The sequence below is a fragment of the Candidatus Symbiopectobacterium sp. 'North America' genome (assembly GCF_015762685.1).
Lineage (GTDB): Bacteria > Pseudomonadota > Gammaproteobacteria > Enterobacterales > Enterobacteriaceae > Symbiopectobacterium.
The window spans coordinates 83,592-108,519 of sequence record NZ_PEHF01000031.1; the positions used below are offsets into that span (position 1 = coordinate 83,592).

The window sequence follows — 24,928 nt, forward strand, 5'->3', positions numbered from 1 at the left end:
TTCTTATAACTTAAGTGTAAAATTAATATTTCCTTCTTTTTGTTGTCACCATCAATGGTTTGTTTTTCAACAAATATGACCTTCTTAAAAATTTTTGCATCGCGACAATCAACCACATTCCCAGCGACCCTATTCTAGAAAATGTAGATTGGAAACTATTCGGGAAGGGTGCTTTGTGTTTTTTTGTTATACTCAAATGTTATATCGCCAAGATGCTTTGTTAAAGAAATAGACTTCTTGTCATTAAAATAAAAAATGAGGTTAGGTATTGTTGACGAAAACTCAAAAAAAATAGCCCGTGCTCATAAAATCAATTTTAGTCAATAGATATGTTGCATTTTCTTTGAATGATTTAACTTTAGAATGAAGATTGTCTACTAATAGTTGTAGTTCCGCACTATTTAGTTGTGATGCATTATCTTTAATTATTGCGATTTCTTGTTCGAGACTTTCTTTGTTCCGTTTGCTTTCTTGTTTTTCTTGCATATCATTTCTAAATTTGTTAAGCGGCGAATGTCATGGTTTTTTTCTATTTCCATATCCATTTCATTGAGCGATTCGATGACGTCAGATAATGTTTTTTCAGTATTATCAAAAAGATTTTTACCGCCCGTATATTGACGGGATTTATTTATATAAGCTTGTCGGCTCACTATGTTTTTACTGTTCGACTCTTCAACGATAGGAAAGGGTAAATAATAATCATTATTATTTATTTCTGTTGATACTATTGGCATGATTTTGTTTTCACGAACTAGCTTTGCATGTGGTGACAATGCCTGTAATTCAATTTTTTTGCTGTTTCTTTCATTCGAATCAGGAGTGATATTGGTTTCATTCGTAAATTTTATTGAAAGTATATCGCTAGATAACATAATTCCGGCAGTGCTTCTCGGTGATACAATGTAATTACCTGGTTCATAACCCGTGCCCATTTGCAGCCTGAGTTCAAGTGCTCTTGCCTCAATGGATAATTTTTTGGTATATTCGTTTTTTTGTTAATTGATATGTTGTTTTCTCTTTCCTCGAGAAAATGAATCAACTCACTTTTATTACTGGTTTTTTCGATAAAATTTGAAAGCTCATTTTTGTCTAGTTTCAACGTCAGATTTCTAATTTTATCCATTTGCGAAAATCAAATAATATTTGACTCTATAGGTAAAATGGTAAAGTAGTCAATGTCGGGTGTTTTCAGTAACGTTTTTTCAAGACCTTGTCCCATGCCGGCTAAGAGCGCGAGGAGTGCTGTTAATCTATTATCAAAAGAGCATGATATTTCGTTATCATCCATTTTTGCAAAACTGACATAATGTTTTTTTGACAGTGCTCCAACAAAACCAACAAAATAGCCTGGTGCAAGTGGGGCACCGCCTTTGGCTATACCACCAAAAAAAGATATATCATTAGATTTTATGAGAGACAGTTGATCGCCATTTTTGAGACTGTTTAATATATTCGGTATTGCTACGGTCATGTCTTTATTACTTACTACGCTGTCAGGTAGTTTTTCAATGAGTGACGTATAATTATTACCCATATTCATGATATTGCTAGAAATCTTTCCTATTTTTTCGGATGACCTGCACTGCATTGAAAATTTTTTTATCGTTGATGCCGTTGCGCGTATTCCTGGGTCTATAGCATTTGTCATTGCACCAAATGATTTTTGGTAATGTTTATCATGCCAATGGCATTTCGATTTTTGTAAGTTTATTCGGAAATTATCAATCGAGTTACTGAATAAAGGAATCCATTTACTACTAAAATTGCCCCAGCGTGTTGAGCTAAATGGCTGGCCTGAATCATAATATTCATGAGGATCGGAACTTAATGCAGAATAGAGATTTTGTGGCGGTTTGTGGGAGAAATGCTTTGCGCTAATTTTGGGTAGTTCTATTCTGTTTGGATTAAGGTAGATTATTCTCTTTTTTTTATTATGAAGGGTTTCCAGTTGAAGCATGTCCCTTGTTTTTTTAACCGAAAGTATATTGTAACCTTTGAGTGATTTTAATTTAACGAGAGCATCATATTCTCTGTAATTTACTGTGTTATTTTCTTTTTTGAATTCAGATAAATATAATGCATTGTTTTTGAACGTAAATGTTAATGTAATCCCATCTTTCCTCTCAAATTTCATTTCTTCAGGTATCCATTCTTCTTGTTCTGTTAAACGTAACGTGATGTTTGCGTTTGATTCTGATAAAGAGTATGTTTTACTATTCTTTTCTATATCAATAGTGTATTGCTTAGATGTGTCTTTTATTCTTCCTATCAATTTTCCGTCTTCACTTGTGTGCAATGCGTCAAATAAGTAATCATTATTATTTGTTATGTCGTGAGCACTGTAGCAGCAGTATTTTCTTGTTTTAATGTATTTGTTGTATAAACCAGATATCAACCCTTTAGGCAGGCTATTAATAAAAATAAGTCTGCCGTCCGCATCCAGCGTAATCCCCATATCCAAAACAAATTCTGTTTCGCAACTACCCAAATAAACATAGTCTTTGGCATTAATGGATGAGGTGTCTTTTATCATTGCCGGCACTAATTTTATATCGAGATTGACCTCTCTGGTTTAATCGTAATGCATTGATTTATAATATTATTTTAATTGGTTAATGCGCCGAAAATCTAGTGCAGAGTTACGAACACATGAAATATCAGAATGTGATGTAGTGAAAGTATTTGATCTTTTTCTCATTCCTTCACAAAAGTTATTGTTGACTTGGTCTGATAAGTTGTATTTTATCTCTGCAATCAATATGAGCGCCTCTACCGATTAAATAAGTGATTTTGATATAAAACATAATGTAATCGATAGGAGGATGGTTTATTTTTCAAGTATCGATTGTTTTTTGTATATTTTCATTTTTTGTAATAACGACATGGCATTGGAAAAGAAATTACATAACGATATTTAGCATAATCAGTCAGGATTATTTCTAATGGGAACTATAAGAAGTGAAGATGTCAGTCTCGCTATAAATGACGTCATTTACTTATGAGGTATTTCGTAAGTCCATTTTTTGAAGTCGATAGAAATAGTGTTGGGCTTGACTTGCTGAATGCGAATAATGCTTTTAAATCCCAAAGGATTTAAGTGTAATAGCATGTACATGCTTATCCGTATATTAGTCAAGTCACAAGCTCGGTTTCTCTGCTGATCGACGTGAGGTAGAAAGTGGAAATTCAGCGTATTGACGGTAGTGTAATAAATCGTAGGTGGTAATCGAAGGGGAACGGGCTTTGGCTGAGCGGATCTTGCTATCAGTTAACATGGGCGGGTCACTCCGTTCGTCGAACTGAATGACCCGTAATTTGACCCACTTTTTTCCGGATACATAGGGATAAGTAAGAATGCATCGAGAAAGATTTTTACGCCACTCTGCTTACATTACAGACACATAGGGATTTATAGGAACGTACAGGGAGGCATAAAAAAGGAGAAGTGGTGCCCGGACTCGGAATCGAACCAAGGACACGGGGATTTTCAATCCCTTGCTCTACCGACTGAGCTATCCGGGGAAAGGGGCGCATTAAACCGTATTGGCCGCTTGCCGTCAACGGGTTTGTGCAGGAAAAGCATCAAAACCACGTTGATTGCCGACTTTTCAGTCAGGATGACGCATTTCTCAGCGTTGCGGCCCCGGTTCTATCAGGTCAGTGCACCGTTTTTGCGGCATAGTGCAAAACGCAATACATCCTCCGCCAGACGGCGGGCGGTTGCAATGTCATCTGCGTGGTGTTTTACCATCAATCGACTCAGGCAACCTTCGAGGATCAATTCCATCTGCTGAGCGACCATTTCAGGATCGTCCGTTTCCAACTGCGCCAGCAGTTCTCGCGTGTAGTGGAGCGATGCCTGTTTTTGACGCTCTGCAATCTGATGGATGGGGTGATGGATATCAGGATAGAAACTGCATGCGGCAATAAACAAGCAGCCGGGATAGCGTTGGTTTTGCAACGCTTCATGCAATACCTGATAGCGTGCCAGCAGCTTTTCCTCAACGGAGAACGCTTCATCCAGTAACAGCTGGCGTCGCCAGGTATCCACCTGCTGACTATGATGCCGCAGGCAATCATAGAGGAGTGCTTCACGATCTGGCCAGAAGGCGGTCATGGCTTCGGCGGTGATGCTGTGCTTCTCAGCCAGGGTGTCTAACGTTAAGGCGGCAACGCCCTGTTGTTCCAGTAAGATCAGCGCGTTCTCAAGTACCTCGTCCCGCTGTAGTTGCATCATATCCCCCTTGATTCAGACTGGGGCCGCCACCGTCGCAGTGGCCTATTGCCCCAGTTTTTGCAAATGAGCCCGGAACGCCTCTGCATTCATAAAACCCGTAATGCGTGAGTCGGGAATCTCCCGGCCATTACTGTCAAAAAAGAGTATGGTTGGTAACCCCATAACCTGAAATTTTTTTAGCAATGCATTTTGCTGCTCGTTGTTGGCGGTCACATCCGCCTGAAGAAGTTGAAACCTGGCCAGCTCCTGTTTGACGTCCGTATCGCTGAAGGTGTACTTCTCAAACTCTTTGCAGGCTACACACCAGTCTGCATACAAATCCAGCATGGCAGGGCGCTGGCTGCTCGCCAGAGATTGGTTTACTTGCTCCAGATTATGCACCGGTGTAAAGAGTGAGCGGTGCTGGCTTGGCTTGATGACGGCATTAGCCACTCTTGCAGTGGACGAGCGGCGGTCACGGCACCAATCAAAAGCAGCAGTTGTATCAAACTCATACCGCGCCAATGGCTGCGCAAACCTAGCATGATCAGCCAACTCAGGAAGGAAATCACCAGCAGGCTCCACAGGCGTGCTCCCCAGATATCGCCTACAACGCGTTCCAGCAGAAAAATTGGCAAGGCCAGAATGACAAACCCAAAAGTGGTTTTGATGTGCTGCATCCAGGGGCCACTGCGGGGTAAAAAGCGATTGCCAAACAGGGTTACTGCGATAAGCGGCAAGCCCATGCCGAGCGCGTAGAGGTAAAGAATGCCGCCACCGGCGACGCTATTACCGCTTTGCGCAATATAGAGCAGGATGGCGCTGAGAGGGGCGGTGGTGCAAGGCGAGCAAATCAGCCCAGCCAATGCCCCCATGCAAAAGACTCCGCCAAGAGAGCCACTTTGTTGCCGATTGCTCCACTGTGCCAGACGGGTTTGTATGGCGGAGGGCATCTGTAGGTTATAGAGGCCAAACATCGACAGCCCGAGGGCGATAAACAGCAGTGACAAGCCGATCAACACAGCCGGATGCTGTAGCGCCGCCTGAAAGAGCAGCCCTGCTGCCGCGATGATTATGCCGAGCAGCGTGTAGGTCAGCGCCATGCCTTGCACATAGGTGAACGCCAGCAGCAGGGTACGGCGCGCGGATAATTGCTGTTTCCGGCCAAGAATCAGCCCGGAAATCAGTGGGTACATCGGGAGTACGCAGGGGGTGAAGGCAACACCGATACCGATTAACAACGCCCAAAGTGGAGAAAATGGCAACTGTGTTGGTGCTACAGGTACTGTGACGGTTGGCGCTGTATTGCTGGGCGTTGGCTGGCGGCCTGCGGTCACTGCACTTAATGGAATTTCCCGCGTCTCAGGTGGGTAGCAAAAACCCACATCGGCACAGCCCTGATAGGTAACACGCACTGTTGCACCCACTGTGCTCTGCGTAATAGGGACGGTTACTGTGAGGCTATCGCGAAAGATTGCCACTTCGCCAAAAAAATCGTCTTTGTGCGGCAGGCCGGTGGGTATGGATATGTCGCCGAGTACGGCTTGTTCGGGAGTAAGACTGATTTTGTCGCGATAGAGGTAATAGCCCGGTTGGATTTGCCAGCGTAGCGTCAGCGTCTCTTGCTGTTGCTGAAAATCGAAAGCAAATGCGCGATCTACCGTCAGAAAGCGGTTGTTTTGTACCGGAGATGACGGCGAAAACAGGGATGCGCCTGCCAGTTGAGGGCAGATCAGCGTGCTTAACAGTAGGATCAGCGTAAGGATGCGGTTAGCCATGTCAGGTAATCTTTGTCGCCATCCGTGATCGGAACCACCAGCAGTTCTGGCGTTTGATAAGGGTGTTGTTGTTTCAGGCGTTGCAGCAGCGCAAGTTGGTGCAAGGTATCGCTCTTGATCACCAGTTGCACTTCCTGTTGCTGCTCCAGCTTACCTTCCCAGACATAGAAAGAGTGCGCGCCAGGCAGTACTGTGACACAGGCTGCCAGCCCGGTATTGAGCACATCCGTCGCCAACTGTTGTGCTATGGGTTCGTCAGGTGCAGTACAAAGGACAACGATGGCGGTGCAGCTTGCAGGATTTTCCATGGTCACCCCAGTGAAAGAGGAACTGGGGGGGACTATACCCTGCTTTGGGGGCTGATGGGAATGGATGCCGGGCGGCGATGCGCCGCCCGGGGTGAATACCGGAGGGACGTTACAGCACCAGATTCCCCAGAATAAAGCCAAAGATGACGGATAGCGTAATCGCCAGAACGCCAGGCACCAGGAACGCGTGGTTGAAGATGTACTTGCCGATGCGGGTTGAACCGGTGTCATCCATTTCCACGGCGGCGAGCAGCGTAGGATAGGTGGGCAACACGAACAGCGCTGACACCGCGGCAAAAGACGACACGGCAGTGACTGGCGTTACGCCCAACAATAACGCCGCAGGCATCAGCGCTTTGGCTGTCGCCGCCTGTGAGTAGAGCAGTGTCGAGGCAAAAAACAAAATTACCACCAGCATCCACGGGTAATTCTGCAACAATGCGCCTGCCGTGCCCTGAATTTCACCGATGTGGGCTTTTACAAACGTATCGCCTAACCAAGCCACGCCCATTACGCAAATACAGGCGCTCATGCCGGATTTGAAGGTGCTGGCCGAGAGGATTTTGGCGGTATCCAGCTTACAGGTGATGCAGATCAGGGTGGCGACTGTCAGCATAAACACCACAATGGCTTCATTACGGGACAGTATGGGTTTGGCAATCAGCCCGACGGTGTCGCTGATGGCGGTGGCGTAAAGCATCACCGCGACAATACCCACTAAAAACAGCAGCACAGAGCGCCTGGCCCCCGTTTTTATCTCCAGCTGACTGACGCCGCGCAGCACGGTTTCACCCTTTGCCAACCGTGCTTGGTAAATCTCATCGTCTTTCAATTCCTTGCCCAGAAAATTGGTCACCACGGCGGTAAGCAACACCGCGCACAAGGTCGTAGGGATACAGATCCCGAGCAGCAGCAGATAGCTGACGCCTTTCGGTTCAAGAATGCTGGCAACGAAAACCACGGCAGCGGAAATCGGTGAGGCAGTGATGGCGATTTGCTACGCCACAACGGCAATCGATAATTGGCGAGAGGGGCGAATCCCTTGTTCTTTAGCCACTTCTGCAATTACCGGCAGCATCGAGAACGCGGTGTGCCCCGTTCCCGCCAACAGCGTCATAAAATAGGTGACGACTGGGGCCAAAAAGGTGACATATTTAGGCTGACGCCGTAGCAGTTTTTCTGCCAGACTCACCAGATAATCCATCCCTCCCGCGACCTGCATGCCGCGATGGCGGCGATGGCGGCGATGGCGGCGATCACCGCCATGATGATTTGAATCACGTCGAAGGGAATGGCCCCGGGTTTGATTTGAAATACCAGTTTCAGAACCAAGACGCCAAGACCGCCCGCAAAACCGATACCGATCCCACCGAGCCGTGCACCGAGGTAGATAGCCAACAAAACGATAACCAATTCAAAGGCAAACATAGTAATGCTCCTTTTTAGATAAGAAATTCTTATGGTTATGAGCAAACCTGAGGCCATAAAAAAAGCACGCCCGCAAAATGCCGACGTGCCTGTCAGGAGTAACGCTAGCGCGCCCGATGGTGAGACGCGCTGGGTTAACCGATCGAACGCTTAAGACGCGTCGTTGTCATCCGTGTAACGTTTGGCCTTGTAGGCCGGGTGCATCAGGTTTTGTATCGAGAAAATGTCATCCAGTTCGCTTTCGGTCAGCAGACCGCGCTCCAGCACCACTTCACGCACGCTCTTGCCGGTTTCGGCGCAAATCTTGTCGACAATGTCGCCATTGTGGTGGCCAATAAACGGGTTGAGGTAGGTGACAATGCCGATGTAGTTGAACACGTAGGCTTCGCATACCGCTTTGTTGGCGGCAATGCCGTTAACGCATTTTTCCAGCAGGTTGTGGCAGGCGTTGGTAAGAATATGGATTGATTCAAACATCGCCTGACCGATAACCGGCTCCATCACGTTAAGCTGCAACTGACCCGCTTCAGACGCCATGGTGACGCAGGTGTCGTTGCCGATCACCTTGAAGCACACCTGATTGACCTTGGCTGGCATGATGGACGAGCCTGCCTGCAATTCCGGCAGGTTGATTTCATTGAGGCCAGCGCGCGGGCCAGAAGAGAGCAGGCGCAGGTCGTTACAGATTTTCGACTCTTCACTGCCAGACGTTTCAGCGCACCGTGTACCATCACGTAAGCGCCGCAGTCGGAGGTGGCTTCGATCAAATCCTCGGCCGGCACGCACGGCAGTCCGCTCACTTCTGCCAGGCGTTGTACCGCCAACTGTTGGTAACCGTCCGGTGTGTTTAATCGTGTGCCGATGGCCGTCGCGCCCAGATTCACTTCCAGCAGCAACTCGCCGGTACGCAGCAGGTTTTTGTTCTCTTCGTTAAGCAGCACAGAGAAAGCGTGGAATTCCTGACCCAACGTCATCGGCACCGCATCCTGTAACTGGGTACGCTCCATCTTCAGGATGGTTTCAAATTCTTTGGCCTTGCGCTCGAAGCCATCCGCCAACTGGGTGATAGCCTCTACCAGCGTCAGGATGGCGCTGTACACCGCAATACGAAAGCCGGTGGGGTAGGCATCGTTGGTGGACTGGCATTTGTTCAGATGATCGTTAGGGTTGAGGTACTGGTATTCACCTTTGTTATGGCCCATCAGCTCCAGGCCAATATTGGCCAGCACTTCGTTGGTGTTCATGTTCACCGAGGTGCCCGCGCCGCCCTGATACACATCAACCGGGAACTGATCCATGCATTTGCCGTTGTTCAACACTTCATCGCAGGCACGAATAATGGTATCGGCAATTGGGCGGGGAATGGTTTTCAGCTCGCGGTTTGCCAGGGCAGCGGCTTTTTTGACCATCACCATGCCACGCACGAATTCTGGGATATCGCTGATTTTGTGGTTGCTGATGTAAAAATTTTCAATTGCCCGCAGGGTATGAATGCCATAGTAGGCATCGGCGGGAACTTCACGGGTACCTAACAGGTCTTCTTCAATAAGGATGTTGTCTGACATGAGAGCCTTCTCTTGAATCCTGCAACTTGATGAGAACGCGTTTTGCTAACCACCTTGGTGTTAACAAAAAAGCGTGTTAACAAATAATCGTGCCAATAAATGCGAGTTATTATCACGATGGTGTTACCACAAAATGTATCACCACAGGCAACAGTCGCAGAACGATTGACCATAACTGCCTCCGCTGGGGTGATGATATATTGTATAGAATCCCAAAAGCGTAGTTTCGATCACTCAATGAAGATGTGTAATTAATAAAGTAAATAAATTGTGATAGTCGTCACTGGTGATTATTGCGCAATGAAATTTCTGCCTACAGGTTGAAAATGCTCGCTTGCGCTACCACTTCATTAAATTATAAGGGTTAATGTTGGATCTCTGGTGATATGTCTTCATGATGGCCGGATGCACAACAGATGACGGCAGGCTGTGAGTCATGCAGGCATCGATCGTATTAGTCCTTTTATAACAATCAGTTAAATAAATCAGGAGAATCCAGTGCGCTGGTTACCGCTATTCCTACTCTTTCTTTTTGCCTACATTGAAATTTCGCTGTTCATCCGCGTTGCGGAAGTACTGGGCGTCGCGGTGACGTTGCTGCTGGTAGTGTTCACCTCGTGTATTGGCGTTTCTCTGGTGCGTAATCAGGGCGTGAAAACGTTTATTCAGATGCAGCAGAAAATCGCGGCGGGAGAGAGCCCTGCGGCGGAAATGGTCAAAAGCGTATCGCTGGTATTGGCGGGCTTTTTGCTGCTACTGCCCGGTTTTTTCACTGACTTCCTTGGATTGCTGCTGTTGTTGCCCCCGGTGCAAAAGCGGTTGACGGTCAAACTGATGCCTCATCTGCACATTTGGCGCGGCGCTGGCACCACATCGTCCGGCAGTAACGGCAATACCTTTGACAGTGAGTTTTACCGCAAAGATGACGATCGCAAAAATCTCGAGCACAAAGACGATCAAGACAAATGATACTGATTGAGAAAAAGATATTAACTGAATGTTTTATATGTATTTTTTATTTCATCTCATCAAAATTTCATCACTATCGCAAAAAAAATCCTTTTTCTCCCTTGAAGGGAAGCGAATCGTCCCCATTTAGAAATTCACAAGGCGGGTATGAGAATGTACCCGGCGTTAATCCCAAACTGATATGAACTTTCTCAAAGGAGAGCTATCAATGAAAATTCGTCCATTGCATGACCGCGTGATCGTCAAGCGTAAAGAAGTAGAGTCCAAATCTGTTGGCGGTATTGTTCTGACCGGTTCTGCTGCGGCTAAATCTACCCGTGGTGAAGTACTGGCAGTGGGCCATGGCCGCATTCTGGAAAACGGCGACGTAAAACCCCTGGATGTGAAAGTTGGCGATATCGTCATTTTCAATGATGGCTATGGCGTGAAAGCCGAGAAGATCGACAACGAAGAAGTCCTGATCATGTCTGAAAGCGACATCCTGGCGATTGTTGAAGCGTAATCATCTGAATCGAACGAATTTAAGGAAAATAAACCATGGCAGCTAAAGACGTAAAATTCGGAAATGACGCGCGCGTAAAAATGCTGCGCGGTGTGAACGTTCTTGCTAACGCAGTAAAAGTGACTTTAGGCCCGAAAGGCCGCAACGTCGTTCTGGATAAATCTTTTGATTCTCCGATCATTACCAAAGACGGCGTGTCCGTAGCGCGTGAAATCGAGCTGGAAGACAAGTTCGAAAACATGGGCGCTCAGATGGTGAAAGAAGTGGCCTCCAAAGCGAACGACGCAGCGGGCGACGGCACCACCACGGCAACCGTACTGGCACAGGCTATCGTAAACGAAGGTCTGAAGGCCGTTGCCGCAGGCATGAACCCGATGGATCTGAAACGCGGTATCGATAAAGCAGTTATCGCTGCGGTTGAAGAACTGAAAAAACTGTCCGTTCCTTGCGCTGACACCAAAGCCATTGCTCAGGTCGGTACCATCTCTGCCAACTCTGATGAGACAGTGGGTAAACTGATCGCTGAAGCCATGGAGAAAGTGGGCAAAGAAGGTGTTATCACCGTAGAAGAAGGCTCCGGCTTACAAGATGAACTGGCCGTTGTGGAAGGGATGCAGTTCGATCGCGGCTATCTCTCCCCGTATTTCATCAACAAACCGGAAACCGGTTCTGTTGAGCTGGAAAGCCCGTTAATCCTGCTCGCTGACAAAAAGATCTCCAACATCCGTGAAATGCTGCCGGTACTGGAAGCTGTTGCCAAAGCAGGCAAACCGCTGCTGATCATCGCAGAAGATGTTGAAGGCGAAGCGCTGGCGACGCTGGTGGTGAACACCATGCGCGGTATCGTTAAAGTTGCCGCTGTGAAAGCACCGGGCTTTGGCGATCGTCGTAAAGCCATGCTGCAAGATATCGCTACCCTGACTGCGGGTACCGTTATCTCTGAAGAGATCGGTCTGGAACTGGAAAAAGCCACTCTGGAAGATCTGGGTCAGGCAAAACGCGTTGTGATCAACAAAGACACCACCATCATCATCAACGGTATGGGTGATGAAGTGGTTATTCAAGGTCGTGTTGGTCAGATTCGTCAGCAGATCGAAGACGCAACGTCTGATTACGATCGCGAAAAACTGCAAGAGCGCGTTGCCAAACTGGCAGGCGGCGTTGCAGTTATCAAGGTCGGCGCAGCCACCGAAATGGAAATGAAAGAGAAGAAAGCACGCGTTGAAGATGCGCTGCATGCGACCCGTGCTGCCGTTGAAGAAGGCGTGGTTGCCGGTGGTGGCGTAGCGCTGATTCGTGTAGCCAATGCCATCCGCAATCTGCAAGCTGAAAACGAAGATCAGAACGTGGGTATTCGTGTTGCGCTACGCGCGATGGAAGCTCCGCTGCGTCAAATCGTGGAAAACGCCGGTGAAGAACCTTCCGTTGTGGCGAACAACGTGAAAGCGGGCGAAGGTAACTACGGTTACAACGCCGCAACCGAAGTTTACGGCAACATGATCGACATGGGTATTTTGGATCCGACCAAAGTAACCCGTTCTGCACTGCAATATGCAGCATCCATTGCTGGCTTGATGATCACCACCGAATGTATGGTGACCGAGTTGCCGAAAGAAGATAAAGGCGACTTAGATGCTGCTGGCGGTATGGGTGGCATGGGTGGTATGGGCGGTATGATGTAATCAACGCCGGGCACTCGCGCGTCGCGCTGAGGCCCGGATGAGTGACATAAACACGCTTCTACGCTCAACATGAACACTATCTTGTATATCATCAGATAGTGTTTTTTTATGTCCCGTTTTTGCCTTTTTTCTGTGCAAGCAGCGATCAAATTTTGCCAACGCGCTGTCAAAGATTAAAAAAATGTTATCATATTGCGCACCAAACGGTGGCAGGGTGTGCCGAGGCGTGATGTTTGTGCGCTACAATACGTGCCGCGTTATGTATTCAAACCCGGCGAGCAAGACTGACACCACGGGCGTGAGTGATGAGAGCGCAACATATCGAAAACGGTATCTCTGCCATCGTCATGCTCCGCCAGCCACCATTGGAGTAGGGATATGCCCGATGCAGCGCTAACACGGCTGCGTAACATAGCATGGTTGCACGCGACCAATTGGTTAAAAGAAACGCCGATGACGTTGCCATCCCCTGTCGATACCTGGCTGAAAGAAACTGGTTTGATAACGCAGCGGCTGGAACGACATTGCACACAGTTGACGGTGGTACCGTACTATAATAGTTACATTGCGACTGAGATGCTGGGTGATGAACAGCGCGAGTTACCAGACAGCGCGCGTTATTGGTTGCGAGAGGTGATAATCTACGGTGATGGACAGCCCTGGGTGGCCGCCAGAACCTTGATTCCGCCTTCAGCCCTTGACACCTCTGTGTCGGCGTTGACAACGCTTGGTGATACACCGCTCGGGCGCTATCTGTTTAAACAGGATTCCCTGCAACGCGATTACATTCACATTGGGCGCTGTGAAAACCTGTGGGCTCGGCGATCCCGTTTGCGTTTGTTAAATCAGCCAATACTGCTGACAGAATTGTTTTTGCCCTCGTCGCCTGCATATCATTTTCCAGGCGTTGAACGGGGTAACCGTTAAGGAGAAATGACGTTGGAAAGAAGTATGACAGCGAGAAAATGGGGCCCTTATTGTCGGGTAATGCGAATTGATAAGCCGATTGGTTCCCTGCTGTTGCTCTGGCCAACCCTCTGGGCATTATGGCTGGCGGGCGGTGGCGTGCCGAGCCCGTGGACGCTGTTGGTCTTCGTTGCGGGCGTATTTCTGATGCGCGCTGCAGGCTGTGTTATCAATGATTACGCTGACCGCCATTTTGATGGGCATGTAAAACGCACCGCGTCTCGTCCCTTGCCCAGCGGCTTGGTGAGCGAGCAATCGGCAAAAGTGCTGTTTGTTATTCTGGTGCTGATGGCGTTTGCTCTGGTGCTGACATTGAATCGCATGACCATTTGGCTCTCAGTGGCAGCCTTGGCATTGGCATGGATATACCCCTTCATGAAACGCGTCAGCCACCTGCCACAGTTTGTGTTGGGCGCGGCGTTCGGCTGGTCGATCCCCATGGCGTATGCCGCAGTCAGCGAATCCCTGCCCGCAAGCGCCTGGATCATGTTTTTAGCCTACATCTGCTGGACCGTCGCCTACGACACACAATATGCCATGATCGATCGCGATGATGACCTCAAGATTGGCATCAAATCCACCGCCATTCTGTTCGGGCGTTTTGATACCTTGATTATCGGCTTGTTGCAGGCGAGCATGCTGGCACTGATGGTGGTACTAGGCATGCAAATGAAACTGGGGGCGGCATTTTACCTAACGGTACTGATGGCGGCTGGTCTGCTCGGCTATCAGCAATGGCTGACCGCCGGGCGTGAGCGTGATGCCTGTTTCCGTGCGTTCCACAACAATAACTTTGTGGGGATGGTGTTGTTTGCCGGGATTGTGCTGGGGCTGTGATGGTCCCCGGCATCACACATGGCGTGTGATGCCGGAGTAAAGCGGCAATAAACCGCGCAGTCGCGCAACACTACGCTTGCGCTACTTCCTGCTTTTCTTCTTCCGATTCTGCGCTGGCCGGTGTGCTGGCACTTTCAATCGTCAACCGAACGTCCGGTGTGATCAAATCGCTAAGAATGCGGTAGAGTTCCAAGGTATTGCGCGTATCCACGCTGCTGCTGTCGCTGATGTAACCTTCTTGGCACAGCGTGGCAACCAGCGTTGAGAACACGGCCTTATCGAAGAACTCAGGCGCGTTGATGCCATGCAGCACGGACAGGCGCTGCGCCATATTGCGGCTCTCTTTTTCCAACGTACCGCGGTTCATTTCCGGGTTAGCACCTAGTAATGACAACGTAATCGCGTAGCGTTGCAGGGTTTCCCGCACGCCGGCAGCCAGCAGTTGGAGTGTACGAATTCGCAGCGGGTTCAACACCAGCACATCTTGCTTGATGACAATCAGTTCTTGACGCACCAGTTCTGCTGTCAACGTTTCAATGACGGCAGGCAGTCCCTCTTTACTGTAATGCAAGAACAGTTCGGCTTGAATTAACGGGTAAATCAATGACATCTGCCGTGTTAACTCATCCGGCGTGATCCTTCCTCGGTGCATGACAATGCTGGCGATCATCGATGGCAGTACCAGCAAATGCTGGATGTTATTGCGGTAATAGGTCATCAACACAGCCTGTTCACGCGGCAGAATGATGATCTCGCCAATATTGTCTTGCTCGACCTCGAATTTGTTCATTGCCAGCGCGTGTTCCAGCAGTTCCGGCGCAGTCTTTTTTGGCGCAGTGACATCTTTGCTGTAAGGCACGTTGCGTAGCAATTGCAAATAGCAGTCCAGTTGCTCATGCATTTGCTCACGGGTTAGCGCGCGCTGACGTGACGCCAGAAGAGCCGTGGAACACAGGTTCATGGCGTTGGCGGCGGCGGCATTGTTAATACGCACCATGATGATATCGGCAATATCCTGCATGGTAGGCGTGAGCCAGGTAGGACGCTGCGCTTCAATCGGATCGATAGCTTCGCGCCACTGCGGTACATGGTGGTTGAGGTAAGGCGTCAGCGACAGCGGCTCGCCAAAATTCACATAGCCTTGCCCCAGATTGCGCAGTTTGCGTAACCCGCGCACCATCTGCATGAAGCCTTCTTTCTCTTTGGTGGCACCGCGCAGTTCTTTCGCATAGGTGCCCACTTCCATCACATGCTCATACCCCACATAAATCGGCACCAGCGTGATGCGGCGGGTACCGCCGCGCAGCATCTCCTGAAGGGTCATGGCCAGCGTGCCTGTCTTGGGCTCCAGCAAACGACCCGTGCGCGAACGCCCCCCTTCCATAAAGTACTCAACGGAGTAGCCGCGAGAGAACAGCTCGCCGAGATATTCACGGAAGATGGTGGAGTAGAGCTTGTTGCCCTTGAAGGTACGGCGAATAAAGAAAGCACCCAGACGGCGGAAAATTGGGCCTGCGGGCCAGAAATTCAGGTTGATACCGGCTGCGATATGGGGAGGAACCAGACCTTGATGATACAGCACATAGGAAAGCAGCAGGTAGTCCATGTGACTACGGTGGCAAGGCACGTAAACCAGTTCATGGCCATCCTGCGCCAACTGGCGTACGCGTTCGGCATTATGTACGTTGATGCCTTGATACAGGCGGTTCCAGGTCCAGCTCAGAATGCGATCGGAAAGCCGCACGGCCTCATAAGAGAAGTCCGCTGCGATCTCTTCCATCAGAGCGATGGCATTTTGCTGCGCTTTTTCATGGGAGATTTTCTTGCTGCGCGCCTCATCTTCAACGGCTTTCTTGATGGCCTTGGAGTCCAGTAGCTTATGGAATAACTCCTGACGTACTGGCAAACGCGGGCCAACGGCAGCCAGACGCTGACGGGCAAAGTGCATGCGGGCGACACGCGCCAGTTTGTGCGCTATGGTTTTGTCAGTGCCGTGTTCGGTTGCCATATGGCGCAGCGACACGATGCTGGAGAAGCGCACAAAGCTGTCGCGTCCCAGCCAGAGCACCGCAAAGAATTTCTCAATGCCGTTCAACAGACGCAGATGCGGCGTCGCGCCGTGCTGTCCTTCTCGACCCGGAGAGCGGCCAAACATGACAGAAACGGGCACCATCTGTACATCGAGATAGGGATTGTTGCGGTGCAGATCCAGATAATCGTGGAACAGTTTGACGGATTTCTGCTTGGGCGTGTAATAGCGAAACACGCGCGGGCCATCGTTAATAAACACATGGCTGGGCAGTGATACACCGTCAATTTCAGTGGGTTCCTGCGGATCGGGCAGTTCTAACGCTTGGCATTTTGTGCGCAGCGTCAGTAAATCCGCCTGTGAGTTATAGGGCAGCACATAAAGGATGGGGCGAGACGGATCCAGCCCTAACTCCGCCACGGGATCGTTAGGAATTATCTTGCTTTTCACTAACAATTTAAGTGGGAAATTCAGTAATTTATAGTAAATTTTACGCCAGCCGGACATAACAACCAGAAGCCTCTTGAGTAGCAATGCGCCGCAAGGATACCATAAAGTACACGGGAAATCTGTGGTGTGAGACAACGGTGTTACGGGAAAATTGCAAAAAATCTCTGATAAACGGGTGAAAAAACATGAATAAGGCTACCGGGGTAACTCGGATTATCAAAGCAACCGGGTACTCTCTCAAAGGGCTGAAACAGGCATGGCAGCACGAAGCCGCATTTCGGCAAGAACTGATGCTGCTGGTCGTAGCGGTGCTGGTCGCGTGTTGGCTCCCCGTGTCACTGTTAGAGCGGCTATTGCTGATTGGTGTGGTGGTGGTAGTGCTGATGGAGTTAGTCAACAGCGCGATTGAGGCGGTTGTCGATCGCGTGGGGACGGAGCACCATGAACTCTCCGGGCGCGCCAAGGATATCGGATCGGCAGCCGTGTTTATGGCTTTGGTCTTTGCCGCCGTTGTCTGGGTGAGCATTCTCTGGCCCCTCGTGCTGGGGTGATTTCAGCATGATTTTGGGGCAAAGCTCATAAAAACACGGGTATTTGCCTCTCTGTCATTCCCAAGCCGCGATGACCTGTATATACTCACAGATAAACTGTATAAACAACCAGGGGGCGGGATGAAAGCATTAACAACCAGACAGCAGCAGGTCTATGATCTGATTCGCGATCATATTACGCAGTCCGGCATGCCGCCAACGCGTGCCGAGATTGCCCAGCAACTGGGTTTCCGTTCACCGAACGCGGCGGAGGAGCATCTGAAGGCGCTGGCGCGTAAAGGCGTGATTGAAATTGTCTCCGGCGCATCACGCGGTATCCGTCTGCTGATGGAAGATGAAAATGCTGGCCTGCCGCTGATTGGGCGTGTTGCTGCGGGTGAACCGCTGCTGGCACAAGAGCACATCGAGTGCCACTATCAGGTCGATCCGGCCATGTTCAAACCGCATGCAGACTTTCTGCTGCGCGTCATCGGTATGTCGATGAAAGACATCGGGATACTGGATGGTGACTTGCTTGCCGTGCATAAAACGCAAGAGGTGCGTAACGGCCAGCTGGTGGTGGCCCGCATTGAAGATGAAGTGACGGTTAAGCGCTTGAAGCGTCAAGGTAATACCGTAAAACTTCTGGCGGAAAATGAGGCTTTTTCTCCCATCGTGGTTGATTTGCGTGAGCAGAGCTTCAGTATTGAAGGGCTGGCCGTCGGTGTTATCCGCAACGGTGAGTGGAGCTAAACGCCGTTAGCCGACAGGGCGTTTCTTTCAGGTAAAGCCTTGTCGGTGACGTGATGCCCTCTCAGCTCAACGACCGGGTTTCGAATTCTTGATGGGCACAGTATGGTCGTGGTGACAGTGCCCATGTTCACGGCAATCAGCCACTTCCTGACAGGATTCGCACAGGCCGTGTGTCTCGACCACGCTGTGACGCAGCGATCGCAAATAAACAGCGCTGAAGTATGGCTATGCTCTTCAATGTGGTGACACATGACATAGCGGTTGGTCGATTCCACACGATGGATAAACCCTTGCTCCAGCAGAAAATCCAGTGCGCGATATACGGTAGGCGGTTTGGCTTGCGGTTCTGAGGCGCGCAGCAGATCCAACAGATCGTAAGCACTGACGCGCCGTGTTGCTGGGCCATCAGCCGAAGCACTTCGAGTCTCTGTGGCGTAAGGCGCACGTTGCGCTGTTGGCAAATACTTTCCGCCTGGGCAAGGAGTTTGTCTTGGTCGCTTGAATCCATTGGCCTGATCCTACCGCATGATGATGAACATGTTGTTCATCTTACCATGTAAGGTGCGGATCGCGCTGTGATAATCCATCAGTAGGTCGAATGCGCCTCAGGCCACCAGATCGATAAGCAGCGCGCGCAGCGGGGCTTTGGCGCGGATAGTCAGCTGTTTTTCCTGCTGAATGAAGGCGCCGTCTCCACACTGTAACATCGTTGCGTTCTCTTGCGGCGTCATGGCTTCCATCGCACCGTGAATCACCTGAAAATAGGCGCGGTTGCCGTTGAGCGTCAACGTGTGTTGTTCACCTTCGTCCAATTGCAGATGGTGTACCCAAACTTGTTGGCGAAGTTGCAGGCTGCCGTTTTCACCTTCCGGTGAGGCGAGCAGTTTGACTTTTGCATCGCATAGTGCAAGGCGTTGCAGAGCACTGTTTTCCCGTGACGGGCAGGCATTGAACCACAGTTGCAAACGTGTCAGCGGCGTTGTATCGCTAATGCTGTACTCGCTGTAGCTTACCGCAGGCTGTGCGGCCAATAACAGAACGTCGCCCGCCTTTGCGCGGATATGGCCCCCATTGCTGTCGCGATATTCCGCTTCACCTTGCAGCAGAATATTTAAAATATCGACCTGCGGTTAGGTGCGTGGCTGAAACGTCGAGCCTGGCTTGAGGACTTCCTGATTCAATACGCGCAGTGAGGCAAAGCCTAACAGCTCAGGATCGAAATAATGGCCGAAGGAGAAGGTGTAGCGCGCTTGCAGCCAGCCGTAGTCAGCTTGACCGCACTATTCCGCTGTTCTGCATATGATCATGGTTCTGCACCTCAAAAATTACACTAAACAAATAGTAATTGTATGGACGTTGGATTGTTAGCTAGTTAATCTGGTGGGTATATTCAAAATTCCTGAATGAGTGAATAAATGGCAAAAGAACGGGCATTAACGCTGGAAGCGCTGCGAGTGATGGACGCCATCGATCGCCTTGGCAGCTTTGCGGCGGCGGCTGATGAGCTGGGGCGCGTGCCGTCGGCGCTGAGCTATACCATGCAAAAGCTGGAAGAAGAACTCGACGTCGTGCTTTTTGATCGCTCAGGTCACCGCACTAAATTTACCAACGTGGAGCGCATGTTGCTCGAACGGGGAAGAATCCTGCTTGAAGCCGCCGATAAACTGACCACCGATGCGGAAGCGCTGGCGCGCGGCTGGGAAACCCATATCACTATCGTCGTTGAAGCGCTGATCCCTACTGAGAAACTGTTTCCCCTGCTGGATAAGCTGGCGCTGAAAGCCAATACCCAGGTGTCATTGCTGACCGAGGTGCTTGCCGGTGCCTGGGAGCGTTTAGAGCAGGAGCGGGCCGATATCGTGATTGCCCCTGATATGCACTTTCGCGCCTCTTCCGAAGTGAATACGCGCAAGCTATACACCATGAACAACGTTTACGTCGCCAGCCCGGATCACCCTATTCATCAGGAACCTGAGCCGCTGTCGGATGTGACGCGCATTAAATATCGCGGGATTGCCGTGGCGGATACCGCGTGTGAACGCCCGGTATTGGCCGTGCAACTGTTGGATAAGCAGCAGCGTTTAACGGTGAGTTCTATTGATAATAAACGCCGCGCGCTGTTGGCGGGATTGGGCGTTGCCACTATGCCTTATCCCATGGTCGCCAGGGATATTGCCGAAGGGCGCTTGCGGGTTGTCAGCCCGGAATATTCTATGGAGAGCCAGATTATCATGGCTTGGCGTCGTGACAGCATGGGTAAGGCAAAATCCTGGTTCTTGCGCGAATTGCCCAAAGCGCTGAACCAGGCTTGATGTGATGCTCGCGACTATCTTTTACTGATAATCCGTCCGCTGATTAAACCTGTCGCGCCCGTGCGGCGCGCTCAGGTCGTTTTCTGGCCCGATGGAAATAATGCCGTGCGGATTGATTGTACCGTGGCTGCGGTAGTAGTGATGGCGGATATGCGGAATGTTCACGGTATCTGCAATACCAGAGATTTGGTAAATATCTCGCAGGAAACCGAACAGATTCGGGTAGTCTGCCAGCCGACGCTTGTCACACTTGAAATGGGTATGATAAACCGGATCGAAATGTAGTAACGTGGTCCACAGACGAATATCCTCTTCAGTCAATGTGTTGCCTGTCAGGTAGCGCTGCTGTGCCAGACGGACTTCCAGCGAATCCAATGCCTCGAATACGCCATTGACCGCCTCATCATAGGCACTTTGTGAGGTCGCAAATCCCGCCTTGTATACCCCGTTATTGATGGTAGGGTAAATCCATTCGTTCAACGCATCAATCTGCATGCGCAGCGCCTCCGGGTAGTAATCGCCGGGCGTTGCACCAATGCCATCAAAAGCCGAATTGAACATGCGGATAATATCGGCGGATTCATTACTGACGATGGTATGGCGCGTTTTATCCCACAACGCGTCCGCTGTAATCGGCGTTGGCATGCAGATAGAGCTGATAGAGAAATTCATGCTGATAGAGCGAGTCACCGGTGGTGTCAGGAAAATCGATGCCAAAAGTCCAGCCATGATCCAGCATCAATTGATGCACCACGGATACACCGATGTGTTCCTGTAACCCTTTAAGCTGACGCATGATCAAGGTGCGGTGCGCCATCCGGGGTTATCCAGTGGCGAAACTGTGCAGTGGTACGTTTGAAGTGACCGCCTGTCTTGCTGGTGTCATACCAGGTATCGTGCCATACGCCATCGACTAGTTGTCCCATGGGTCCTCCATCATCAATGTAAAAACCAGGGCGCAGAGTACTGCGCCGCTGGTGCGAGAGGTTATGCCTGGTGTTGGCATCAAACTACGGTGTTACCACTTTTTATTCAAAATACGGTCGATGCTGAAAGCGCCTGGGCCCGTTACTGCCAGCAGCAGATAGCCGCCTGCAATGGTCAGGTTTTTCAGGAACATCAACTGGTTTACACCTTCGGCAAAGTTAGTGTGAAACAGCAGGGCGGTCAGCAGCGTGAATCCAGCGGTGAAAAGGGCTACCGTGCGAGTCAGAAGACCAAACAGCACCGCCAGGCCACCGCCCAGCTCCAGCAGAATGGTCAGCGGCAGCAGAAACGTCGGAACGCCCATGGCCTGCATGTATTGCGCGGTGCCCGCATAGGCATCACCCAGTTTGCCGTAACCTGCCACGATGGACAGGATTGGCATAAAGATGCGAGCGATAAGCAGCGCTGTATTTTCTAAATTTTTCATCATTTGTCTCTAAGGAAAAGGGGGCTGGCAACAAGTCTGTATGCCGCGCTACAGCAGGATATCTCTGGGGATATCATCTGCACATCCGGTATGGAGCAAATACTATGGGGGAAACGGTTTGGATTCCAGCGAGTTAAATTGTCTGTTTTTTTCAGAAAATCTGAATATGTGCGTGTGGCCCGAGATGTTTAGCGGGGCAACAGCGTTTTGCGCAGCAGCTTGAGTGTTGCCAGCAAGCCAATGCCGCGTCTGGCACAGCGAATCAGCCGGTTTGGGTGGCGTACGCCATACAGCACGGCAGCGCCAGAAGCGAGAAGCCAGTAGCGACGCCAGGCGATGATGCGCAGCCAGTCACCATCGTAGGGCGCTGTTTTTTCCAGCCACACTCGTCTTTCATAAATCACATCAATACTCTGCTGTTCTATTTGGCGTAACAGTCGGGCTTTTTCTTCCTGACGCTGCTGACGATTCATTTTTCCTCCTCTTCCAGCAACGCTCTGTCAGTGCGAAGCTCTTTACGCGTAGCTTTGAGCAGCGTGGCGGTGATCCAGGCCAATGCTAACAAACGGTATTCTGGCTCCAGACCCCAAATAATCAGTGCAATCAGGTTCATCAGGCCGAATGCAGAGAAAATAAGAGTGAGCCCGGTGAGCAGCAGCAGTTGGAACAGATGATTCTTTTCTTCTTCTAACTCAATGACAACCAGACGCAGGCGCGTTTCCACAATGCCGACAAGCAGCGTCAGGATACGCTGCGCTGAAGCAATAGCCCCGCTAGCGGGGCCCTGTCGTTGTTTTTCGGTCATAAAAGGTTACTGAACTCCCGTCAATCAGCGGCGTGCGAGCAGAATGCCCAGCACAACCCCTACCGCAGCACCGATACCCACGCCGGTCCACGGGTTATGCCGAACATAGTCATCCGCGTAATCCGCTGCTTCTTTGGTCTGGTTAACGATACGTTCGCCGGTTTCACTCAATCGTGAGCATGTGTCCTTCAATGCGCTTTCCGCTTTGCTGCGTAATTTTTCCAATTCCGCTTTGGATTTATCGCTTGAGGAGTTCAAGACTTCTTCCAGGGTATCCGCCAGTGATTTCAACTCGTTGAGCAACAATTCAGATTGTTGATCTTTAGTCATGATTAACTCCTTTTCGATAAATAAGGAGTATTAACTATAGCTCAACTTTTACGATTGGAATGGCGGAGTGGGACGAGATAATTCTGATAAGCTGCTGTAAGCGCTGGGTAATCCCATAGAATGCGCCCAACCCGGGTTGGTGAACATGGGCTGGGTGCGATCAAGACAAGCGAAATCTGATGGGTTATTGCCCACCGGCAGCGGCGATCTCCTGCTGGGCTGCATGCAACTCTTTCTGGGCTTCGGCGAGTTTGTCCTGACGTTTTTGAATCTTGTCCGCATCAGCGCCGGATTGTTGGCTTTCACGTAATTCCGCTTTTCTCTCCGCGACTTTGGCTTGTTTCTCCGCCAGATTTTGCTGGCGTTTAACGCGCAGGTCATCATCCTGACAGTACGTTTGCACATTACGCAGCGCCGTTTCCAGGCCTTGAATCTGGCCTGCGTTACGGTGCTGACGAACCTGCGCCAACTGCTGTTCGATATCATAGGCTTTGGCTGCACAGGTGCCTACTGGCGGCACTTTTGCGTCAGCGGCGTAGGCATTGATAGCGGCGAATTCCAGACTTGCGATAATAACTCCACGTAAAACGGCTACTTTTTTCATATCATCCTCACCCAAGTGTTGCGTTCTTTTGCGTCAGCTTTTACCGCCAGAAAGGAACGGGTTTAGGCGGCTGCTTAGTGATGATTTTTGCCTGCGGAAACGAGGACCGAAGTGCTTCACGCGCGGCAAAAGTTTGCTCCGATGACGCCAGTCTGACGATCAGGCTGTCCGGCGCAGGGGTAATGCTTTTGATGGCGATACCACGCTCATTAAGACGCTGGTAAACGTAAAAACCATCAGGGAGCGGCGCCCCCTGACGGTGAGGAAAAATGTGCAGCAGCGTTTCATCCTGTTGACGGCTCGGTGACTGGGTCAGCAGGATAATCGGCAGCATCACCAGAATCATCATGCGCCAGATAGCTTTCAGATAACGCCAACCGAATAACACGTTAGTTCCCTTTTTCTACATTGTCGGCGCGTTTCTTACGCCACAACACTAACAGTGAACCGAACAGACCGACGAACAATAACACCAGTGGCAACATCATCAGGCAAAACATCAACTCGTCTTCATACTTCATGAAAACCTGCGTCTTGCCTATCGCGAACCCGAGCGAAACCAGAATCAACACCCACAGCAGTCCGCTCATCCAGTTGAAAAACTGAAAGCGGGTATTGTCCAGCCCTGAAAGCCCGGCAATGGTAGGCAGCAGCGTGCGAACAAAGGCGAGAAATCGGCCAATCAGCAGCGCAGACAATCCATGACGATGGAACAACAGATGCGCACGCTGGTGATAGTGTGCGGGGAGATGAGAGAGCCAGCCTTGTAGTACTCGGGTATTCCCCAGCCAGTTACCTTGAATATAGCTCACCCAGCAACCAAGGCTGGCGGCGGTGGTAAGCAGTGCGATAGTGAATGCATAATTCATCGTGCCTTTGGCAACCAGCACGCCGACCAATACCAGCAGACTGTCTCCGGGCAGAAAGGCCGCGGGTAACAGACCATTTTCCAAAAACAGGATCATGAACAGAATAAAATAGAGCGTCCAAACTACTTTGGGGTCAGCGAGAATATCGAAATTTTGGTGCCAAAGCGCATTAACAAGTTCTTTAATTAATTCCATTCGGTATTCCTAACACAACAGCGTGCTACGTGGCCCATCGGCGATGAAATACACCGACTGCAAGGGTCATTATGTACACCGGCTCGCCATGGTGAGCGCTGTTAGAGTAGAACATACCGATGTTCACTATCTCATCCCCTTAATCCATTTTGCCCGACGAGCCTGCATTGTTGCGTTTTGGCGGCAGTAACGCGGGAAATACCGGATTAAGCGTTAAAAAGAGCTTCTAACTGTAACAAAAGCCTAAAGGTTGAGATAGGGAATTATCGCAGGAAAATGTGAGATTTATCGCTGCTGTTTGACAGAAAAGGTTTTTTTGCTGCCGATTTTACATTTTTTGACACAAACAGGTGTTTTCAGACGTTTTGGCCTCTGTTAAGTGA

20 protein-coding genes and 6 pseudogenes are annotated in these 24,928 nt (G+C 49.9%); 8 read left to right on the forward strand and 18 right to left on the reverse strand.

What is annotated here, in order from left to right; genetic code table 11:
* Positions 1–425: 425 nt before the first annotated feature.
* The 7 genes and pseudogenes from CS369_RS07320 to aspA all read right to left on the reverse strand — a co-directional run bounded on the left by CS369_RS07320 (position 426) and on the right by aspA (position 9,298).
* Complete coding sequence (locus tag CS369_RS07320; RefSeq protein ID WP_196906575.1) at positions 426–935, reverse strand: hypothetical protein; 510 nt, start codon at positions 933–935, stop codon at positions 426–428.
* Positions 936–1,135: 200 nt separating this feature from the next.
* Positions 1,136–2,536, reverse strand: coding sequence for a hypothetical protein (locus tag CS369_RS07325; protein ID WP_196906576.1), 1,401 nt, complete (start codon positions 2,534–2,536; stop codon positions 1,136–1,138).
* A gap of 1,119 nt (positions 2,537–3,655) precedes the next feature.
* Positions 3,656–4,237 carry a transcriptional regulator gene (locus tag CS369_RS07330; RefSeq protein ID WP_196906608.1) on the reverse strand — a complete coding sequence of 194 codons (582 nt, stop codon included), beginning with the start codon at positions 4,235–4,237 and terminating at the stop codon, positions 3,656–3,658.
* A gap of 45 nt (positions 4,238–4,282) precedes the next feature.
* A pseudogene (locus CS369_RS07335) lies at positions 4,283–5,997 on the reverse strand (protein-disulfide reductase DsbD).
* A complete protein-coding gene (gene cutA / locus CS369_RS07340; RefSeq protein WP_196906577.1) occupies positions 5,973–6,305 on the reverse strand; it encodes a divalent cation tolerance protein CutA in 333 nt (110 codons plus the stop codon). The pseudogene CS369_RS07335 and the gene cutA overlap by 25 nt, the downstream one beginning before the upstream one ends.
* Positions 6,306–6,414: 109 nt before the next feature.
* Positions 6,415–7,733: pseudogene (locus CS369_RS07345) on the reverse strand (anaerobic C4-dicarboxylate transporter).
* 150 nt (positions 7,734–7,883) lie between these two features.
* Positions 7,884–9,298 (reverse strand): annotated as a pseudogene (aspA, locus tag CS369_RS07350) (aspartate ammonia-lyase).
* A 498-nt stretch (positions 9,299–9,796) separates the two neighbouring features.
* Here aspA and CS369_RS07355 point away from each other — a divergent pair.
* From CS369_RS07355 to ubiA, 5 genes are all read left to right on the forward strand, one after another.
* Complete coding sequence (locus CS369_RS07355) at positions 9,797–10,267, forward strand: FxsA family protein (RefSeq protein WP_196906578.1); 471 nt, start codon at positions 9,797–9,799, stop codon at positions 10,265–10,267.
* A gap of 208 nt (positions 10,268–10,475) precedes the next feature.
* On the forward strand, positions 10,476–10,769 hold the full coding sequence (locus tag CS369_RS07360; protein WP_196906579.1) for a co-chaperone GroES: 294 nt from the start codon (positions 10,476–10,478) through the stop codon (positions 10,767–10,769).
* Between the two features lie 35 nt (positions 10,770–10,804).
* Positions 10,805–12,451, forward strand: a complete 1,647-nt coding sequence (gene groL, locus CS369_RS07365) for a chaperonin GroEL (protein ID WP_196906580.1) — start codon at positions 10,805–10,807, stop codon at positions 12,449–12,451.
* Positions 12,452–12,829: 378 nt separating this feature from the next.
* Positions 12,830–13,378, forward strand: a complete 549-nt coding sequence (gene ubiC / locus CS369_RS07370; RefSeq protein WP_196906581.1) for a chorismate lyase — start codon at positions 12,830–12,832, stop codon at positions 13,376–13,378.
* Positions 13,379–13,402: 24 nt separating this feature from the next.
* Positions 13,403–14,254: a 4-hydroxybenzoate octaprenyltransferase gene (gene ubiA, locus CS369_RS07375; RefSeq protein ID WP_374191039.1), complete on the forward strand. Its 852-nt coding sequence runs from the start codon at positions 13,403–13,405 to the stop codon at positions 14,252–14,254.
* A 70-nt stretch (positions 14,255–14,324) separates the two neighbouring features.
* Here ubiA and plsB read toward each other — a convergent pair whose 3' ends face one another.
* Positions 14,325–16,790, reverse strand: coding sequence for a glycerol-3-phosphate 1-O-acyltransferase PlsB (gene plsB / locus CS369_RS07380; protein WP_196906583.1), 2,466 nt, complete (start codon positions 16,788–16,790; stop codon positions 14,325–14,327).
* 128 nt (positions 16,791–16,918) lie between these two features.
* On the opposite strand from plsB, the gene CS369_RS07385 reads away from it, so the two are divergent.
* Positions 16,919–17,284: a diacylglycerol kinase gene (locus CS369_RS07385; protein ID WP_196906584.1), complete on the forward strand. Its 366-nt coding sequence runs from the start codon at positions 16,919–16,921 to the stop codon at positions 17,282–17,284.
* A gap of 120 nt (positions 17,285–17,404) precedes the next feature.
* Positions 17,405–18,016, forward strand: coding sequence for a transcriptional repressor LexA (gene lexA, locus CS369_RS07390; RefSeq protein WP_196906585.1), 612 nt, complete (start codon positions 17,405–17,407; stop codon positions 18,014–18,016).
* Positions 18,017–18,082: 66 nt separating this feature from the next.
* On the opposite strand, the pseudogene zur reads toward lexA, so the two are convergent.
* Together zur and CS369_RS07400 are read right to left on the reverse strand one after the other, a co-directional pair.
* A pseudogene (gene zur, locus CS369_RS07395) lies at positions 18,083–18,524 on the reverse strand (zinc uptake transcriptional repressor Zur).
* Positions 18,525–18,621: 97 nt separating this feature from the next.
* Positions 18,622–19,272 (reverse strand): annotated as a pseudogene (locus tag CS369_RS07400) (pirin family protein).
* 159 nt (positions 19,273–19,431) lie between these two features.
* Between CS369_RS07400 and CS369_RS07405 the strand changes: the two are divergent.
* Positions 19,432–20,328, forward strand: a complete 897-nt coding sequence (locus CS369_RS07405) for a LysR family transcriptional regulator (protein ID WP_196906586.1) — start codon at positions 19,432–19,434, stop codon at positions 20,326–20,328.
* A gap of 21 nt (positions 20,329–20,349) precedes the next feature.
* On the opposite strand, the pseudogene CS369_RS07410 reads toward CS369_RS07405, so the two are convergent.
* The 8 genes and pseudogenes from CS369_RS07410 to CS369_RS07445 all read right to left on the reverse strand — a co-directional run bounded on the left by CS369_RS07410 (position 20,350) and on the right by CS369_RS07445 (position 24,545).
* Positions 20,350–21,254, reverse strand: a pseudogene (locus CS369_RS07410) (glutathione S-transferase family protein).
* Between the two features lie 92 nt (positions 21,255–21,346).
* Positions 21,347–21,742, reverse strand: a complete 396-nt coding sequence (locus tag CS369_RS07415; protein WP_196906609.1) for a DoxX family protein — start codon at positions 21,740–21,742, stop codon at positions 21,347–21,349.
* A gap of 188 nt (positions 21,743–21,930) precedes the next feature.
* Positions 21,931–22,215: a YqjK-like family protein gene (locus CS369_RS07420; protein ID WP_196906587.1), complete on the reverse strand. Its 285-nt coding sequence runs from the start codon at positions 22,213–22,215 to the stop codon at positions 21,931–21,933.
* Entirely contained in the window at positions 22,212–22,547 is a 336-nt protein-coding gene (locus CS369_RS07425; protein WP_196906588.1) for a phage holin family protein, read from the reverse strand. Before CS369_RS07425 ends, CS369_RS07420 begins: the two co-directional genes overlap by 4 nt.
* Before the next feature lie 24 nt (positions 22,548–22,571).
* Positions 22,572–22,877, reverse strand: a complete 306-nt coding sequence (locus CS369_RS07430; protein ID WP_196906589.1) for a YqjD family protein — start codon at positions 22,875–22,877, stop codon at positions 22,572–22,574.
* A 184-nt stretch (positions 22,878–23,061) separates the two neighbouring features.
* Entirely contained in the window at positions 23,062–23,481 is a 420-nt protein-coding gene (locus CS369_RS07435) for a DUF1090 domain-containing protein (protein WP_196906590.1), read from the reverse strand.
* A gap of 40 nt (positions 23,482–23,521) precedes the next feature.
* Complete coding sequence (gene mzrA, locus CS369_RS07440; protein ID WP_280514744.1) at positions 23,522–23,869, reverse strand: EnvZ/OmpR regulon moderator MzrA; 348 nt, start codon at positions 23,867–23,869, stop codon at positions 23,522–23,524.
* Between the two features lies 1 nt (position 23,870).
* Positions 23,871–24,545, reverse strand: a complete 675-nt coding sequence (locus CS369_RS07445; protein ID WP_196906591.1) for a DedA family protein — start codon at positions 24,543–24,545, stop codon at positions 23,871–23,873.
* Positions 24,546–24,928: the final 383 nt, after the last annotated feature.